Origin of the sequence: Halopseudomonas pachastrellae (genome assembly GCF_900114765.1) — a bacterium.
Taxonomy (GTDB): Bacteria; Pseudomonadota; Gammaproteobacteria; order Pseudomonadales; family Pseudomonadaceae; genus Halopseudomonas; species Halopseudomonas pachastrellae.
On the sequence record NZ_FOUD01000017.1, the window covers coordinates 75,993 to 90,865 of the forward strand.

At 63.9% G+C, this 14,873-nt stretch carries 17 protein-coding genes; 7 read left to right on the forward strand and 10 right to left on the reverse strand.

What is annotated here, in order from left to right; all coding sequences use genetic code 11:
• Nucleotides 1-8: 8 nt before the first annotated feature.
• The 5 genes from BM116_RS13825 to BM116_RS13845 form a co-directional block, all read right to left on the reverse strand.
• Nucleotides 9-1,343 (reverse strand): HAMP domain-containing sensor histidine kinase, encoded by a 1,335-nt coding sequence (locus tag BM116_RS13825; protein WP_083726664.1) that lies wholly within the window; start codon nt 1,341-1,343, stop codon nt 9-11.
• 23 nt (nt 1,344-1,366) lie between these two features.
• Entirely contained in the window at nt 1,367-1,711 is a 345-nt protein-coding gene (locus BM116_RS13830) for a DUF4890 domain-containing protein (RefSeq protein ID WP_083726666.1), read from the reverse strand.
• A 128-nt stretch (nt 1,712-1,839) separates the two neighbouring features.
• Nucleotides 1,840-2,520: a response regulator transcription factor gene (locus BM116_RS13835; protein ID WP_083726744.1), complete on the reverse strand. Its 681-nt coding sequence runs from the start codon at nt 2,518-2,520 to the stop codon at nt 1,840-1,842.
• Nucleotides 2,517-2,921 (reverse strand): SH3 domain-containing protein, encoded by a 405-nt coding sequence (locus tag BM116_RS13840; RefSeq protein WP_083726668.1) that lies wholly within the window; start codon nt 2,919-2,921, stop codon nt 2,517-2,519. The genes BM116_RS13835 and BM116_RS13840 overlap by 4 nt, the downstream gene beginning before the upstream one ends.
• Before the next feature lie 13 nt (nt 2,922-2,934).
• Nucleotides 2,935-3,237, reverse strand: coding sequence for a YciI family protein (locus BM116_RS13845; protein ID WP_083726670.1), 303 nt, complete (start codon nt 3,235-3,237; stop codon nt 2,935-2,937).
• Nucleotides 3,238-3,420: 183 nt separating this feature from the next.
• Between BM116_RS13845 and BM116_RS13850 the strand changes: the two genes are divergently transcribed.
• From BM116_RS13850 to rluB, 6 genes are all read left to right on the forward strand, one after another.
• The gene (locus tag BM116_RS13850) at nt 3,421-4,275 is read left to right on the forward strand and encodes a PHP domain-containing protein (protein WP_083726672.1); all 855 of its coding nucleotides are present in this window, start codon (nt 3,421-3,423) and stop codon (nt 4,273-4,275) included.
• An 89-nt stretch (nt 4,276-4,364) separates the two neighbouring features.
• The gene (locus BM116_RS13855) at nt 4,365-5,009 is read left to right on the forward strand and encodes an L-threonylcarbamoyladenylate synthase (RefSeq protein ID WP_083726674.1); all 645 of its coding nucleotides are present in this window, start codon (nt 4,365-4,367) and stop codon (nt 5,007-5,009) included.
• Between the two features lie 64 nt (nt 5,010-5,073).
• Complete coding sequence (locus tag BM116_RS13860) at nt 5,074-6,291, forward strand: tryptophan--tRNA ligase (RefSeq protein WP_083726676.1); 1,218 nt, start codon at nt 5,074-5,076, stop codon at nt 6,289-6,291.
• Nucleotides 6,292-6,294: 3 nt separating this feature from the next.
• Nucleotides 6,295-7,170, forward strand: coding sequence for a segregation and condensation protein A (locus BM116_RS13865; protein WP_083726678.1), 876 nt, complete (start codon nt 6,295-6,297; stop codon nt 7,168-7,170).
• On the forward strand, nt 7,145-7,975 hold the full coding sequence (scpB, locus tag BM116_RS13870; RefSeq protein ID WP_083726680.1) for an SMC-Scp complex subunit ScpB: 831 nt from the start codon (nt 7,145-7,147) through the stop codon (nt 7,973-7,975). Before BM116_RS13865 ends, scpB begins: the two co-directional genes overlap by 26 nt.
• A gap of 69 nt (nt 7,976-8,044) precedes the next feature.
• On the forward strand, nt 8,045-8,941 hold the full coding sequence (gene rluB, locus BM116_RS13875) for a 23S rRNA pseudouridine(2605) synthase RluB (protein WP_083726682.1): 897 nt from the start codon (nt 8,045-8,047) through the stop codon (nt 8,939-8,941).
• Nucleotides 8,942-8,990: 49 nt separating this feature from the next.
• Here the strand turns inward: rluB and BM116_RS13880 are convergent, their stop codons facing one another.
• The 5 genes from BM116_RS13880 to BM116_RS13900 form a co-directional block, all read right to left on the reverse strand.
• A complete protein-coding gene (locus tag BM116_RS13880; RefSeq protein ID WP_083726684.1) occupies nt 8,991-9,911 on the reverse strand; it encodes a GGDEF domain-containing protein in 921 nt (306 codons plus the stop codon).
• Nucleotides 9,912-10,094: 183 nt separating this feature from the next.
• Nucleotides 10,095-10,835 carry a YciK family oxidoreductase gene (locus BM116_RS13885; protein ID WP_083726686.1) on the reverse strand — a complete coding sequence of 247 codons (741 nt, stop codon included), beginning with the start codon at nt 10,833-10,835 and terminating at the stop codon, nt 10,095-10,097.
• Entirely contained in the window at nt 10,828-11,508 is a 681-nt protein-coding gene (locus BM116_RS13890; protein ID WP_090475219.1) for an HAD family hydrolase, read from the reverse strand. Before BM116_RS13890 ends, BM116_RS13885 begins: the two co-directional genes overlap by 8 nt.
• On the reverse strand, nt 11,508-12,215 hold the full coding sequence (ubiG, locus tag BM116_RS13895) for a bifunctional 2-polyprenyl-6-hydroxyphenol methylase/3-demethylubiquinol 3-O-methyltransferase UbiG (protein ID WP_083726690.1): 708 nt from the start codon (nt 12,213-12,215) through the stop codon (nt 11,508-11,510). Before ubiG ends, BM116_RS13890 begins: the two co-directional genes overlap by 1 nt.
• Nucleotides 12,205-13,545 (reverse strand): TRZ/ATZ family hydrolase, encoded by a 1,341-nt coding sequence (locus tag BM116_RS13900; RefSeq protein WP_083726692.1) that lies wholly within the window; start codon nt 13,543-13,545, stop codon nt 12,205-12,207. The genes ubiG and BM116_RS13900 overlap by 11 nt, the downstream gene beginning before the upstream one ends.
• A 112-nt stretch (nt 13,546-13,657) precedes the next feature.
• On the opposite strand from BM116_RS13900, the gene BM116_RS13905 reads away from it, so the two are divergent.
• Nucleotides 13,658-14,698, forward strand: coding sequence for a s-methyl-5-thioribose-1-phosphate isomerase (locus tag BM116_RS13905; RefSeq protein WP_169847259.1), 1,041 nt, complete (start codon nt 13,658-13,660; stop codon nt 14,696-14,698).
• The last annotated feature ends 175 nt before the right edge of the window (nt 14,699-14,873 follow it).

Below are 14,873 nucleotides of genomic sequence, written 5' to 3' on the forward strand. Positions count from 1 at the left end.
ACGCTCGGTCACGCGCCGGTTTTCGAACCTGGCAATACCACCGTGGCACGCAGCCCACCGCTGTCGTTACGGGTGAAGGTCAGCTTGCCGCCATGGCGCGCAACGGCGCGCTGGGCGATGGTCAGCCCGAGCCCGTAACCGCTATCGGCAGATTGTCCGGGCACCCGCACAAAGGGTTCGCTGAGGCGGTTTAACCACTCATCCGGAACGCCCGGCCCCTGATCGTCGATGATGATCTGCGCGCCTTGGCCGGTTGCCGCCAAAGCAACCTGAATTACCCCGTTCGGTGGGCTGAAGCGCACCGCATTGCGTAACAGGTTGTCGAGCGCGGCCTGCAGCTGGTCGGGCCAGCCGGTCAGGTTGAGGTCACTCTGTCCTTGCAGTGCCAGCGTGAGGTCTGCTGCGGCAAAGCGGCTGTCGTCCACCACCTGGCGTACCAGCGGGTCCAGGGCAAAGCGCGTGGGCGGCTCGCGTTGGCTGTCCAGCCGGCTGAGGGTCAGGATGCCGTCGATCAGGCGGTCAAGGCGATCGCATTCGCGGTCCAGGCGCTGCCATAGCGGATCGTCCGCGCCGAGGTCGCGCTGGCTGCCCAGGGCCAGCCCCACGCGCAGGCGGGCGAGCGGCGAGCGCAGCTCGTGGGATACGTCGCGCAGCAGCTGTTGCTGGCTGTCCAGTAGCGATTGCACCTGCTCGGCCATGCTCTCAAAGCGCCGGGCCAGTTCGCCGATCTCATCGCGTCGCTCGCTGGTTTGTTGCAGGCTGCCAGCGCTGAAGCGGCCTTTGGCCAGCGCCTGGGCTGCGCTGCCCAACTGCCGCAGTGGACGCGTCAGATAGCGGCTGAGCACCAGACTCAGCAACGCCAGCACGGCCATCGCCAGGATAACGTTGAGGATCAGTGTCACCGGTGCGCGCTGGCCTTCCCAGAGCGCTGGCGCCGGCACGTAGAGGGTCACGAAATAGCTGGTCTGCTCGCTGTCCCAGGCCAGCTGGAACAGGCGTCCACGCCCGGGGCCGTCGCCGTGACGCGGTGGCTCTGGCGGCGGCCCCGGAGCAAAGCGCGGGTTTGGCGGCAAGGTGCCGGGCAGCAGCGGGCTGCCGGAATCGTCAAACAGGTGGGCGCGCAGGCGGTCTTCGCGGCGTTGGGTTTCCAGCCACTGCTGGGCGGCCTGCGGCCCCTGCTGTTCGTAGATGTCGACCAGCTGCGCGGCAAAGTCGCGCAGCTGAGGATTGAGCTGCAGCAGAAGCCAATCCTGCTGCAGGGTACGGCTAACCAGAAAGCCCGAACCGCCGACCAGCAAGGTTGCCAGCCAGAGTACTGCAAAGACCTTCCAGAATAGCCGCATGGGGTGTGTTTCCTGTCAGAGGGTTACTCGCAGTCGCCACGCGGTGCGCGATGCTCGCGGTGTTCGCGACGTTCTTCCATGCGCTCACGACGCTGTTCGTGCATTTCTTCCATCTTCTGACGCTGTTCTGCGGTCAGCACGGCGTCAAAACGTGCCTTGCTTTCTTCACGCAGGGTTTTGAACTTCTCGCTTTCTTCCTCGCGAATTTGCTGCAGCTGAGTCTTTTGCTCATCGGTCAGTTGCAGCTCTTCTGCCATACGCTCGAAGCCGCGCTCGCGTGGCGGTGCATCATTGCCGGGTGCGGCCATGAGGATACCGGACAGGCCGGTGGTCAGCAGCAGGGTAGTGGCAAGCAGTGTCTTTTTCATGGGTCATTCTCCGTTGGTGTCTGACCGGGGAATCCGCTCATTGCCTGCAGAGTCTAGAGATCGCTATGTCAGCGGTGGCATGGGGTTGGTAAAGGTTATGTAAATAACCCGAATGCCTTGCTTACGGTTCAATGACCAAGCAGATAGCCACGTCCGCGGATGGACTGAATGCGCGGCCGCCCCTCCGGGTGCGGGCCGAGTTTGCGCCGCAGGTTGCTGATATGCATGTCGAGGCTGCGATCATAGCTGCCAAGCGGTTTGCCGAGTGCCTCGCGTGACAGCGTCTGGCGGTCGACAACCTGCCCGGGTCGAGTCATCAGCGCACGCAGAATCAGCGCTTCACTTTGCGTCAATTGCAGGGGCTCATCATCCTGCCAGGCCATCAGGTTGCCGGTGTCCAGGCGCAGGTTACCGAGGCTCAGCTCTTCGCTGCCGGTATCTGCACTGGGTTGGCTGCGGCGCAGCAGGGCACGCAGGCGGGCGACCAATTCGCGCGGATCGCACGGCTTGGCCAGGTAGTCATCGGCGCCCAGCTCCAGGCCAAGAATGCGGTCGACCGGCTCGCCCCGGGCGCTGAGCATCAGCAGCGGGGTTTGGCAGCTCTGGCGCAATTCGCGCAGGATCTCCAGGCCGTTCATGCCGGGCAGCATGACGTCGAGAATGATGGCGGCATAGCTGTTGGCGCGTGCCGCAGCCAGCCCGCTGGGCCCGTCGTGGGCGGCGGTGAGCTCAAAGCGTTCGGTCGCCAGCCAGTCACGCAGCAGCTCGCAGAGCTCCTGGTCGTCGTCGATGATCAGAACCGGCGTCAGTTCAGCCATTCGCGGCGCTTCTGACGGCCCATGCGGGCAAGGACAAAGCCCATCAGGGTACTGGCGGCAACGCTCAGACCACCGATCAGAAACCAGCGCTGCTGCTGCTTGATCAGGCGCGCCTGGGCGTCCAGTCGCGCAGCCTGGTTGTCGTTACGCAGTTGCTGATTCTCGGTTTGCAGTTGCTCGACACGCTCACCCTGTGCGCCGCCATCGAGCTGGTCGGCAAGGCGTTGGCGCTCGGCTTCTACGCGGGCCAGTTCAGCCTGCAGTGTGCCGATGTCCTGGGCCTGGAAGCTGTCATCGGCTTGCGCCGTGTTGTCAGCGGGTTCCTGGGCGAGGGCGGGCAGGGTCAGCAAGATGCTGCTAAGCACAGCGCTACAGATAAGCGAACGAAACATGGTGCCTCCTTGCTCAGGCCGGGAATACACGCTTGAAGGGTTTGATGGTGACCTGCTCATATACGCCGGCTGCCACGTAGGGGTCGGCGTCGGCCCACTGGCGGGCATCGTCCAGCGACGCGAATTCGGCAACCACCAGGCTGCCGGTGAAGCCGGCACTGCCCGGGTCTGCGCTGTCGACTGCCGGGTGCGGGCCGGCCAACACAAGGCGCCCCTGATCCTGCAGCTGTTGCAGGCGGGCCAGGTGGTCGGGGCGGGCAGCGAGGCGGTCGTTCAGGCTGTCTGGCTTGTCGGTGGCCATGATGGCGTAGAGCATGGAGGTTCCTTGCGGCGTGACTGTCAAGTGACGCAGTGATTGGCGATCGCCGGGAGCAGAATCCCGGCATGGGCTTGAGGCGGTTCAGGCGGCATAATAGGCGAAAGTCCCGCCGCCGCGTCAAGGCGCGCGTTGCCTGCCTTGTTATTGCGGCATGTCGTTATCTGTTCCGGGAGAACACCCTTGATTGTTGACCTGCATATGCACAGTACCGCCTCCGATGGCAGCCTGGCACCCGCCGAGCTGATGCGACGTGTGGCCGAGGCAGGCGTGGGCATGGTCGCCCTGACTGATCATGACTGTATTGATGGCCTGCCCGAAGCAGCCGAGACCGCACGCAGCCTGGGCGTGCACTGGGTGAGTGGTGTCGAGATGTCGGCGCAGTGGTTTGGGCATACCCTGCATATCCTTGGTTACGGCTTTGACCCCGAGGCGACGGTGCTGACCGATGCGCTGGCGGCAGTACGCGATGGGCGTTGGCGGCGGGCCGAGCAGATTGGCGAGCGGCTGGCCGGCAAGCGGATGCCCGGTGCCTATGAGGGCGCTGTGGCAGCGCAGCAGGCTGCCGGCGGCGATGTGTCGCTGCCGCCGGGGCGTCCGCATTTTGCCGAGTGGATGGTACAGGCCGGCCATGTGCGCGATCATGGCGAAGCCTTTCGTAAGTGGCTGGGCGCGGGCAAGCTGGGCGATATACGCCAGCACTGGCCGACGCTGGAAGAGGTGGTTGGCCAACTGCGCGCTGCCGGCGGCATGGCAGTGGTAGCCCACCCCTGGCACTACGGCCTGACACGCAGCAAGTTGCGGGCCTTATTACGCCAGTTTGCGGCAGCGGGCGGGCGTGGCATCGAGGTGGCCAACGGCAAGCAGCCGGTTGATCAGGTCGCCTATCTCGGCAAGCTGGCGGTCGAGTTCGGCTTTCTCGCCAGTTGCGGCAGCGATTTTCACAACCCCGCTTCACCCTGGACGGCGCTGGGCAGCATGACGGCATTGCCACCCGACTGCACGCCGGTGTGGGAGAGCAGCCTGTTCAGTGCGTGACGCCTGACTATCCGCCGAGATTGCCCGCGTTTTCACGTATCCGAGTAGTCACTCCCTGCTAAACTTCAAGAAAACACGGATAGAGTTCGATGAGCCAGTTCTTCCAGATTCACCCGCAAAACCCGCAGGCACGTCTGATTCGTCAGGCCGCCGACATTATTCGCCAGGGCGGCGTGGTGGCGTACCCCACCGACTCTGCCTACGCGCTGGGCTGTCAGCTCGGCAACAAGAACGCGCTGGAGCGCATTCGTCGCCTGCGCCAACTCGATGACAAGCACAACTTCACGCTGGTGTGCCGTGACCTGTCCGAGCTGGGTGTCTATGCCAAGGTCGACAACACCACCTTTCGCCTGCTGAAGGCGACCACCCCCGGCCCCTACACCTTTATCCTCAATGCCACCACCGAGGTGCCGCGGCTGCTGCTGCACCCCAAGCGCCGCACCATTGGCTTGCGCGTGCCGGATCACCAGATCACCCTGGACCTGCTCGAAGCGCTGGGCGAGCCGCTGCTGAGCGTGACCTTGATGTTGCCTGGCGACAACCTGCCGCTGACCGACCCCGAGCAAATCCGCGACCGCCTGGGCAAGCAGATCGAGCTGATTATCGACGGCGGTGCCTGCATGGTGGAGCCCACCACGGTGATCAGCCTGCTCGATGGTGAGGTCGAAGTGCTGCGCGAAGGGCGCGGTGATCCAGAGCCCTTTGGCGTCAGCCGCAGCGAGTTGCATGACTGATCCGGCTTTATCGGTATAATCGCCGCAGTTCGCCTATTACAACTGATCTTTTCAGGAGTCCCCCTTGAGTTCTGTCGATTCGCAGCGCCGGGTTCTGTCAGGTATGCGCCCTACCGGCCGTCTGCACCTGGGTCACTATCACGGTGTGTTGAAAAACTGGGTCAAGCTGCAGCACGAGTACGAGTGCTTTTTCTTCGCCGCCGACTGGCACGCCCTGACCACCCATTACGAAGACCCGCAGAGTATTGAGCAGAACGTCTGGGACATGCTGATCGACTGGCTGGCCGCCGGTGTCAGCGGAACCTCGTCCACCATGTTCATTCAGTCTCAGGTGCCCGAGCACGCAGAGCTGCATCTGCTGATGTCGATGGTTACCCCGGTCAGCTGGCTGGAGCGCGTGCCGACCTACAAGGATCAGCAGGAAAAGCTCAAGGATCGCGACCTGGCGACCTACGGTTTTCTTGGCTACCCGCTGCTGCAGAGCGCCGACATCCTGATCTACCGCGCCGGCCAGGTGCCGGTGGGTGCTGACCAGGTAGCGCACGTTGAAATCACCCGCGAGGTCGCGCGTCGTTTCAACCACCTGTACGGCAAAGAGCCGGGTTTTGAGGACAAGGCCGAGGCTGCCATCAAGAAAATGGGCAAAAAGGCCGCCAAGCTGTATTCCAGCCTGCGCAAGGCCTACCAGGAGCAGGGCGACGCCGATGCTCTGGAAACCGCCCGCGCGCTGCTCAAGGAGCAACAGAACATCACCCTGGGTGACCAGGAGCGTCTGTTTGGCTACCTCGAGGGTGGCGGCAAGGTCATCCTGCCTGAGCCGCAGGCGCTGCTGACGCCGGACTCCAAGATGCCGGGGCTGGATGGGCAGAAGATGTCCAAGTCCTACGGCAACACCATTACCCTGCGCGACACCACCGACGAAGTCTCGGAAAAGGTGCGCCGCATGCCGACCGACCCGGCGCGGGTGCGCCGCACCGATCCGGGTAACCCGGACAAGTGCCCGGTATACCAGCTGCATCAGGTTTATACCGACAAACCGATCCACGACTGGGTGCAGGAAGGCTGCCGCAGCGCCGGCATCGGTTGCATCGACTGCAAGAAGCCGATCATCGATGCCATCAGCGCAGAACTCGCGCCCATGCAGCAGCGCGCTGCCGAGTATGAGGCCAACCCGGACGCGGTCCGCGTGATCCTCAACGAGGGCACCGAGCGCGCCCGCGAAGCGGCGCGTGACACGCTGATCGAAGTGCGCCAGGCCATGGGCCTGCAGTACCGGCAGTAACCGATGGCTGACCCGACAGACGATGCCGCGGTCAGCCCCGAGACCGACGCCGCGATAGACCGATCGCGCGGCGTCGGCCGGCAGCAGGAGCTGCCCCTTGCCGTTGTCTACGGCGAGGCCTATACCGAGGTCCCGCAGGACCTGTATATCCCCCCCGAAGCACTGGAAGTCTTTCTTGAGGCCTTTGAAGGCCCGCTCGACTTGCTGCTGTATCTGATCCGCAAACAGAACATCGACATCCTCGACATCCCGGTCGCAGAAATTACCCGTCAGTACATGACCTACGTCGAGCTGATGAAGGCGGTGCGTCTGGAGCTGGCGGCCGAGTATCTGGTGATGGCGGCCATGCTGGCGGAGATCAAGTCACGCTTGCTGCTGCCGCGCCCGGAAGAGCTGGACGATGACGAGGGTGACCCGCGCGCCGAGCTGATCCGCCGCCTGCAGGAGTACGAGCGCTTTAAAAAGGCCGCCGAAGACATCGACGCTCTGCCGCGCATGGGGCGCGAGACCTGGGCGGCACGGGTCGAGGTTGGCGAGTTACCAAGCCGCCGCGCGCACCCCGAGGTCAGCATGCAGGAGCTGCTGTTGTCGCTGTCGGAAGTGTTGCGCCGGGCCGAGATGTTCGAAAGCCACCAGGTAACCCGCGAGGCGCTCTCCACCCGCGAGCGTATGGCCGAGGTGCTGGACCGCCTCAAGGCCGGCCAGTTTGTACCCTTTGTCAGCCTGTTCAATGCCAGCGAGGGCAAGCTCGGGGTGGTGGTAACCTTTATGGCCGTGCTGGAGCTGGTCAAGGAACAACTGGTTGATCTGGTGCAGAGCGAAGCCTTTGCCCCCATTCACGTCAAGGCACGAGGTGAGCATGAGCCAGCCGCCGATTGAACACATTGTCGAGGCCGCGTTGCTGGCAGCGGGCCGGCCGCTGTCGGTGGAAAAGCTGCGTGAGCTGTTTGATGAAGATGTGCTGCCGGGCTTTGAGGATATTCGCAAGGCGCTGGAGAAGCTGGCAGCCAGTTATCAGGGGCGTGCTATCGAGCTGCGCGAGGTAGCCAGTGGCTGGCGACTGCAGGTGCGTGAGCAGTATGGCCCCTGGGTGGCGCGGTTGTGGGAAGAGCGGCCGCAGCGCTACTCCCGTGCCTTGCTGGAAACCCTGTCGCTGATTGCCTACCGCCAACCCATCACCCGTGGCGAAATTGAGGACATCCGTGGCGTTGCGGTCAGCACGCAGATCGTCAAGACCTTGCTGGACCGTGAGTGGGTCAGGGTGGTGGGCCATCGCGACGTACCGGGGCGCCCGGCCATGTACGCCACCACGCGGCAGTTTCTCGACTACTTCAACCTGCGTAGCCTTAACGAGCTGCCGCCGCTGGCGGCGGTGCGTGATCTGGATGAGCTGGATATGGCGCCGGAGCTGGCGCTGCAGTCGCCGGAGGAGGCCGATGCTCGGGCGCGCGACGGCGAAGCCGCAGGTGATGCGCCCTGGTTGCCGGTGGAGCCGCTCAAACCGCTGGATTCCGAAGAAGGGCAGAGCGGCTTTCGCAACCTGCTGGACGAGCTCAACGCCATGGAAGCCAACCTCAAGAGTGACTTTGATGACATGCCGGTCTCGGACGAACCTGCATCAGAAACCCCGTCCCTTGACGATCAGTCCGCCGTTGATGATTCCGATGAAGGGCAGCGCAGCTGATCTGGCTGACGCCTGTGGTCGGTGGTATCCTGCACGGCTTTTCTCTGCATCACACCGGGAGGTGCTCCAATGACTGACGATATCGACGTAAACGACAACCCCGCCGCGCCGGCGCCAGGCGAAAAACTGCAAAAGGTGCTGGCCCGCATGGGGCTGGGCTCTCGCCGCGAGGTTGAAGGCTGGATTGCCGCCGGCCGCGTCAGCGTCAACGGACAGCCCGCCGAGCTCGGCTGCCGGGTCGACAGCATGGATCAGATCAGCGTGGACGACCGTCCGATTCGCCGTGATCTGGGCTCCGAAGTCACCCGCCGCGTCATGCTGTACAACAAGCCCGAGGGCGAAGTCTGTACTCGCGATGACCCCGAAGGTCGCCCCACCGTTTTTGACCGCCTGCCGCGCCTCAAGCACGGCCGCTGGATCAACGTCGGTCGCCTGGATATCAACACCAGTGGCCTGCTGCTGTTTACCACTGATGGTGAGCTGGCCAACCGCCTGATGCACCCGTCCTATCAAATGGACCGCGAATATGCCGTGCGCGTCATGGGTGAGGTCACAGAGGAAATGGTCGAGCGCCTGAAAGAGGGCGTGATGCTCGAAGACGGCCCGGCCAAGTTCACCGATATCGTGGCCTCCGGTGGTGAGGGTATCAACCGCTGGTTCCACGTCTGCCTGATGGAAGGCCGTAACCGCGAAGTGCGCCGTCTTTGGGAGTCTCAGGGCATGCGTGTTAACCGCCTCAAGCGCGTACGCTTCGGGCCGGTATTCCTCGGGCCGGAACTGCCTGTTGGCCGCTGGCGCGAGCTCAAACAGAACGAGCTGGACGCGCTGAGCAAGGAAGTGGGCCTGGAGCCGATTGCCCTGCCGGCGATGAAAACCAGTGACAAGGAAAAACTGCAGCGCCTGGCGCGCAAGCCGTCCATGCATCAGGCTCGTCAGCCTCGGGGTGGTCGTCGACGCGACCGCTGATGGCGGGATAAAAAACGGCGCCCTTATGCGCCGTTTTTTTGTGCCTGAACTACTGTCCCATCACCCTGTTGCGGCCGCCGCGTTTGGCCTCGTACATGCGCAGGTCGGCGCGGTTCAGCAGGCTGGTAGCATCATCGTCTGCGCGCAGGGTGGCGTGCCCCAGGCTGGCTGTCATGGGAAGCGGCTGGCCATCGATATGGAACTGCAGTTGTTCAATCGATTGGCGAATGCGCTCGGCCACCAGGTGGCAGGCGTTTGCATCGGTGTTGATCAGCAAAACGACAAACTCTTCGCCACCCAGGCGGTACAGTCCATCGACGTTGCGCAGCGAGGCTGCCACGCAGTTCACTAACGCTTTCAGGGCCTCATCGCCATAGGCGTGGCCAAAGCGGTCGTTTATCTGCTTGAAGTGATCCACGTCCAATATTGTCAGCGACAGCGGCTGCCCGGTGCGCTTGGCCAGGCGAATATCGCGCTCAAGATTCTGGTTCAGGGCCAGGCGGTTACCGGCGCCGGTCAGGGTGTCGTTCAGTGCGCTGGCCAGTGCCTCGCGGTACATCAAGGCGTTGCGCAGCGGAAACAGCAGCGTGCCCAGCAGGGCCTCCAGGCTGGCCAGCTCGTTCTCGGCAAAACGTGTTTGCCGGCTGAGTTGCAGCTCGCCCAGGTAGCCGCCGGCATGGGACAGCCGATAGCTGCAGCGGTGCAGGGCGCGGTGGCCAAGGCTGAGAGGGGCGCCGGCAGCGCTGTGGCGGTATTCCATGCCATCGGCCTGCAGCAATGCTTGCAAGCCGGCAAAGAACATTTCCAGCACCCGGTCCAGCTCAAGGCTGGTTTGCAGGGTCAGGCTCAGATGACGCTGGATCGCTTCGAAACTGGTTACCGGCTTGCTGCGGCGCCGGCGCGCAGCGTCGCCCTGGGCAAGCTTCATGCGCGCCGAGTCGAAATCGATGGTGTTTCCCTGAAGAGGCATGATGGGTGTACCTGCGGAGTCTCTGGTACATCTCCCCAAGCAATCAATGTGCCATTATTTTTTATTGTTTAATATCAGTTGCTTACGCTTTTTTTATGGGGCGGGTTGCTGGCGGGGCGGCAAAAAAATGCCGCCTGCGGCCAAGTGGCCGTGACAGGCGGCGTGCCGTTGTCAAAAAAACGGCTATTGGGCGTCAAAGGCCTCGCCATTGCGCGCTTTGCTGTCAGGCCCCAGCAGGTAGAGGAACACGGGCATGATCTCTTCAGGCTTGGGATTGATCTCGGCTTGCTCGTTGGGGTACGCCTTGGCGCGCATGGGGGTGCGGGTGGCGCCCGGGTTGACGCTGTTGACGCGAATGTTGCTGGTGCCATCCTGCTCGTCGGCCAGCACCTGCATCATGCCCTCAACGGCAAACTTGCTGACCGCGTAGGGGCCCCAGTAGGCGCGGCCCTTGCGGCCGACACTGGAGGACAGCAGCTGGACAGAGGCATCGTCGGCAGCGCGCAGCAGCGGCATCATCGCGCGAGTCAGCAGGAAGGGCGCGTTGACGTTGACCTGCATCACGCGCATCCAGGCTTCCGGCTTGACGCTGTCAAGCAGGGTGCGGGGGCCTAGCTCGGCGGCGTTGTGGACCAGGCCGTCGAGCTTGCCGAAGGTATCGAACAACTGATCTGCCAGGTCTTCGTAGTCTTTCTCGGTGGCGGTTTCCAGGTTCAGCGGGCAGAGCGCCGGCTGCGGGTGTCCGGCCGCTTCAATGGCGTCGTACACTTCTTCCAGCTTGCTTTGGGTGCGGCCAACCAGTACTACGGTGGCGCCGTGGGCGGCGCAGCTAAGGGCACAAGCGCGGCCAATGCCGTCGCCGGCACCGGTGATCAGGATAACGCGGCCGGTCAGCAGGTCGGCCGGGGCGGTGTAATCAAACATGGGGTGTCTCCGGTTGATGCCGTTGTTGCAGCCAGGGCTGTAGCTCGCTGGCGTGCTGCACGCTGTGGGTGGCCTGCCAGGCCAGGTGGTCTTCATTCGCAGCCAGGTAGCCGTACAGCGCGGCGATGGTGGCCATGCCGGCGGCGCGGCCGGCCTGGATGTCGCGTACATGGTCGCCGATAAAAATGCAGCTGGCCGGGTCAATCTGCATGTCGCTGCAGGCCTTGAGCGCGGATTCTGGGTTCGGCTTGCCGCGTGCGACCTGATCCGGGCAGACCAGGGATGCGCAGCGGCTCGCCAGTCCGGTCTGCTCCAATAGCGGAATGCTGAAGCGGCTGAGCTTGTTGGTAACCACGCCCCAGGGCAGTTGCTCGGCATCCAGCCAGTCGAGGAGCTCGCTGATGCCGGGGAAGGGCCGGGTATGCACGGCCAGTCCTTGCTCGTAGCGGCTGAGAAAGTCCTCGCGCAGGGCGGCGAATGCCGGTGCCTCGGGCGACAGCTCAAAGGCGGTAGACAGCATGCCGATCGAGCCATCAGATACCTGGGCGCGAATCAGCTCGGCAGGGGCAGGCGCTCTGCCATGCTCCTGCTGCATGGCCTGGATGATGTGAACAAAATCCTCGGCGGTATCCAGCAGGGTGCCGTCCAGGTCAAAAAGGACTCCGCTGAGCATCAAGCCTGGGCCTCGCGCTGGCAGTGCACCATGTAGTTGACGTCTACGTCGGCGCCCAGCTTGTAGGTGCGGGTCAGCGGGTTGAAGGTCAGGCCGGTGATGTCCTGCAGGTCCAGGCTGGCGTCGCGCACCCAGCGGCCCAGCTCGGCCGGGCGGATGAACTTGGCAAACTCGTGGGTGCCGCGCGGCAGCATGCGCAAGACGTACTCGGCGCCAACGATGGCGAACATGAACGACTTGGGGTTGCGGTTAATGGTGGAGAAAAACACCTGACCGCCCGGCTTGACCAGTTTGGCGCAGGCGCGAATCACCGAGCTTGGGTCTGGCACGTGCTCGAGCATCTCCAGACAGGTCACCACGTCAAAGGTGCCGGCGTGCAGCTCGGCAAACTCCTCGGCTGTGCTTTGCTCGTAGTCGACGCTGACGCCGGACTCCAGCTGGTGCAGGCGGGCGACGGCCAGTGGCGCTTCGCCCATATCGATGCCGGTCACCTGGGCGCCGCGCTGGGCCATGGCTTCGGCCAGAATGCCGCCACCGCAGCCAACGTCCAGCACCTTCTTGCCGGCCAGGCTGGCGCGCTCGTCAATCCAGTTGGTGCGCAGCGGGTTGATCTCATGCAGCGGTTTGAACTCGCTGTTACGGTCCCACCAGCGGCTTGCCAGCGCCTCGAATTTGGCGATTTCAGCGCGATCAACGTTAAGACTCATGGGGTTCCCCTTGGGCAATGAGGGCAGCCAGCTCGCGAGCTCGCTGCAGGATATCGGGCGTGTTCAGGCCAACCAGCTGGCCGTCGCGCAGTTTCGCGCGCCCGGCGACCCAGACATCGCTGACCTGACTGGCGTTGCAGGTGTACAGCAGCTGGGAGGCCGGGTTGTAGAGTGGTTGCTGGGCAATGCCGGACAGGTCGACGGCGGTAATGTCGGCGGCCTTGCCGACTTCCAGCGAGCCGATTTCTTCGTCCAGACCCAGTGCGCGTGCGCCACCCAGGGTGGCCAGGTGCAGGGCGCTGTGGGCGTCCAGTGCGGTGGGCGCGCCGGCAACGATCTTCGCCAGCATGGCGGCGGTGCGCATCTCGCCAAGCATGTCCAGATCATTGTTGCTGGCCGCGCCGTCGGTGCCCAGGGCCACGTTCAGGCCGCTGTCAAGCAGACGCTGCAAGGGCATCATGCCGCTGGCCAGCTTGAGGTTGGATTCAGGGCAGTGCACCAGTTGCACACCGTATTCGACCAGCAAGGCCAAATCGGCATCGCTGATGTCGGTCATGTGCACCGCTTGCAGTCTGGGGCCGAGCAGGCCAAGGCGTTGCAGGCGCTGCAGTGGTCGCTCGCCGGTCTGGGTTACGGCATCGGCAACCTCGCCCGCTGTTTCATGCACATGCATGTGGATCGGCATGTCCAGCTCGTCGGCCAGGGTGCGGATACGCGTCAGGGTTTCATCGCCGACGGTGTAGGGCGCGTGGGGGCCAAAGGCGGTGGTGATCAGGCCGCTGTGGCGCGTGTCGTCGCGCAGCTTCAGGCCCTTGGCAATGGCTTCGGCTGCATCGCGGGCGCCGGGGATCGGGTTGTCGATAACCGGAAAGCACACCTGCGCGCGCATGCCTGCATCCAGCGCCGCAGCTGCTGCAACATCCGGGTAGAAGTACATGTCTGAAAAACAGGTGGTGCCGCCGCGCAGCATCTCGGCAATCGCCAGCTCGGTGCCCAGGCGGACAAAATCGGCGTTGACCCAGCGCCCTTCAGCGGGCCATATATGTTCCGTAAGCCAGGTCATCAACGGCAGATCGTCGGCCAGGCCGCGGAACAGCGTCATTGCCGCATGGCCGTGGGCGTTGATCAGGCCTGGAATCAGTACGTGGTTGGGCAGGTCGCGGCGCTCGCGCGGTTGCAGTGCATTGGCGCTGCTCACCGGCAGCAGGCCGACGATACGCCCCTGGTGGACCGCCAGGGCGTGCTGTTCCAGCACCAGGCCGCGGGGCGCAACAGGAATAATCCAGCGTGGCACGATCAACAGGTCGAGCTCGCCGGGCAGGGTGGTCATGTTCAATTCGCCTTGCATCATGGTCGGCAAGTATACCTGCTGGTTATGGGCAAATGCAGCGTGGGCTTGTGGCGCGCCGGTCAACCCGGCGCCAATGGAAGGAGATTCTGTCATGTTGCAGATTGAGGCGGTAGCAGATAAGGCGAGTTTGCAGGCAGTCAGCTGGTTGCCGGAGGGCGCAGTCAGGTTGCTGGATCAGCGCCGTCTGCCGGAACTGGTAAGCCACGATTGCCATGATGAGGTAGAGGTACTGGCTGCCATGCGCTGCGGCGTGGTGGTGGGGGCGGCGGCATTGGGCGTTGCCGCGGCCTTTGGTGTGGCGCTGGCGGCGCGACAACTGGTCACGCCGGTGCGGGACTGGTCGCAGGAGCTGGAGCCGGTGATTGCCGCTTTTGCCGCCCTTGGGCCGATGGCGGCCAACCTGCAGTGGGCGCTTGGCATCATGCGGCAAACCCTGGCTGGGATTGCCTCTGATGCCGACGTGCCTGGCCGCCTGTTGCAGGCCGCCGAGGCCATCGCCGGGGCGGATGCCGAGGCCAATCAAAGTATGGCGCGCTTTGGCTTGCAGCTGCTGCGCCGCCATCACTCGGCCGAGCAAAAGCTGATGCTGCTGGGTTACAGCGGCGAGCTGTCTGGCGGCGGCGGTGGTACTGCCATGGGCGTGGTGCAGGCGGCGCACCGGGCCGGCGTGCTGAAGGAGGTACTGGTCGGCGAGGCCAGTCCGTCGCGCAGTGGTGCGCGCCTGGCTGCCTGGGAGCTGCAGCGCACGGGCGTGCCGTGCAGCCTGATAGCCGATACGGCGGCCGCCAGCAGCATGAAATATGACCCGGTGTCCTGGGTGGTAGTCGGCGCCGAACGTATTGCTGCCAATGGCGATGTGATCACCACCCAGGGGACCTACGCACTGGCCATTCTGGCCATGCATCACGGTTTGCGCTTTATGGTGGTGGCCTCCACCGCCACTCTGGATATGAGCCTCAGTGACGGCGATGCGCTGGAGCCGGAGGTCTTGCAGGGGGCGGCGGGTGCCGGCCAGCCGCTGGATGTCACCCCGGTTGAGCTGATTGATGCCATCGTCACGGAAAAGGGCGTTATCGAGCGGCCGGACGAGGGCAAGATCGCCAAACTCATGAGTATTCGTCGACTGCACTGATGCTGGCCCTTCACCACCCGCGGCGGGCGCGCTATGTGCTCCCGTCGGCGGGTTCTCTGTGGTATCCTTTGGCGCTTTGATCGGGCGGAATGCGCCCCGCTGCAGAAGCGGTTCTGCAGGGTGGGTTGATCAGTGCTTTCGCTTTTCCAATGCGCGTGTCGCAGAGGTATTGATG

Coding starts and splice junctions, on each gene's coding strand:
- BM116_RS13825 (WP_083726664.1), bottom strand. CDS start 1,343: ATGCGGCTATTCTGGAAGGTCTTTGCAGTACTCTGGCTGGCAACCTTG.
- BM116_RS13830 (WP_083726666.1), bottom strand. CDS start 1,711: ATGAAAAAGACACTGCTTGCCACTACCCTGCTGCTGACCACCGGCCTG.
- BM116_RS13840 (WP_083726668.1), bottom strand. CDS start 2,921: ATGTTTCGTTCGCTTATCTGTAGCGCTGTGCTTAGCAGCATCTTGCTG.
- BM116_RS13845 (WP_083726670.1), bottom strand. CDS start 3,237: ATGCTCTACGCCATCATGGCCACCGACAAGCCAGACAGCCTGAACGAC.
- BM116_RS13855 (WP_083726674.1), top strand. CDS start 4,365: ATGAGCCAGTTCTTCCAGATTCACCCGCAAAACCCGCAGGCACGTCTG.
- BM116_RS13865 (WP_083726678.1), top strand. CDS start 6,295: ATGGCTGACCCGACAGACGATGCCGCGGTCAGCCCCGAGACCGACGCC.
- rluB (WP_083726682.1), top strand. CDS start 8,045: ATGACTGACGATATCGACGTAAACGACAACCCCGCCGCGCCGGCGCCA.
- BM116_RS13880 (WP_083726684.1), bottom strand. CDS start 9,911: ATGCCTCTTCAGGGAAACACCATCGATTTCGACTCGGCGCGCATGAAG.
- BM116_RS13885 (WP_083726686.1), bottom strand. CDS start 10,835: ATGTTTGATTACACCGCCCCGGCCGACCTGCTGACCGGCCGCGTTATC.
- BM116_RS13890 (WP_090475219.1), bottom strand. CDS start 11,508: ATGCTCAGCGGAGTCCTTTTTGACCTGGACGGCACCCTGCTGGATACC.
- ubiG (WP_083726690.1), bottom strand. CDS start 12,215: ATGAGTCTTAACGTTGATCGCGCTGAAATCGCCAAATTCGAGGCGCTG.
- BM116_RS13900 (WP_083726692.1), bottom strand. CDS start 13,545: ATGACCACCCTGCCCGGCGAGCTCGACCTGTTGATCGTGCCACGCTGG.
- BM116_RS13905 (WP_169847259.1), top strand. CDS start 13,658: ATGTTGCAGATTGAGGCGGTAGCAGATAAGGCGAGTTTGCAGGCAGTC.